At 41.9% G+C, this 813-nt stretch carries 1 protein-coding gene; it reads left to right on the top strand.

Features of this window, described 5'->3' with window-relative positions:
- The coding region (locus LQE92_RS14380; RefSeq protein ID WP_231063611.1) for a CheF family chemotaxis protein at window positions 1-603 on the top strand (603 nt) is incomplete at its 5' end.
- Window positions 604-813 lie beyond the last annotated feature (210 nt).

Below are 813 nucleotides of genomic sequence, written 5' to 3'. Positions count from 1 at the left end.
GATGCCGGATATTATCCCGCATGGGTATTCGATGATGAAGAAGCAGCACTGGAGGTTACCAATTTAACATATATGCTGCGCGGCCTGAACACTATCTTATATGATAATGGTGTTGGTGGACCGTATTATTTTGATACAAAATCGAAGCTGAAGAACATTTTGGAGGGAAAAGAAAAGGGTTTGAGAGCCTCAGCATTTCTTACTCCCACTTTATATTTAGATTATGGAAATGGTTATAGTGAGAAGGATACCTTACATGTAAAAAACAGTGGAATAGGCGAATGCCTAAAAGCCGTTTTTGAATGGGACAGGGAAAAAGGGATGCCATTACATGTGCGTTTTGACCCCTGTGAAAGAGGACGCATTATTTTAAAGAAAGTGCGCATATCTTTAATTTTCAATGCGGGAGGAAAAAGAACGATTCCATTGAGTAAATGTATATGTAATGGAGTAGTATCTGATGATGAAATTCGGTTTGAGAAACCAGATCCTTGGATAGATATCTGTTGGAAAAGTTATCGAAAACCTGTGGGACTAGAAGTTTGTGCCCAGATGTCCTTTTTGGAGACGTCAGAGGGAGCTGATAGTGTAGTAGCAGGCTGAAGACCGGATTAAAATGGTGAAGGGGCAAATGCGTATATGAGGCTTGAAAAAGGCACGAAGAACAGGGCGGTTATATATTTTTTCTACGACGGACAGGGAGTGGTGGACCGTTATGTATCCTATATGCTCCGGGAAATGAAGAAATGTGCCAGGGACATTTATGTCGTGGTGAATGGCACGCTTACAGAGGCGGGCAGAAGGGCTTTTCAG

It is taken from the genome of Lientehia hominis, from assembly GCF_021044755.1.
Classification (GTDB): Bacteria; Bacillota; Clostridia; order Lachnospirales; family Lachnospiraceae; genus Lientehia; species Lientehia hominis.
The sequence above is the reverse complement of the archived record's forward strand: the minus strand, read 5'-3'. Positions and strand labels throughout refer to the sequence as shown.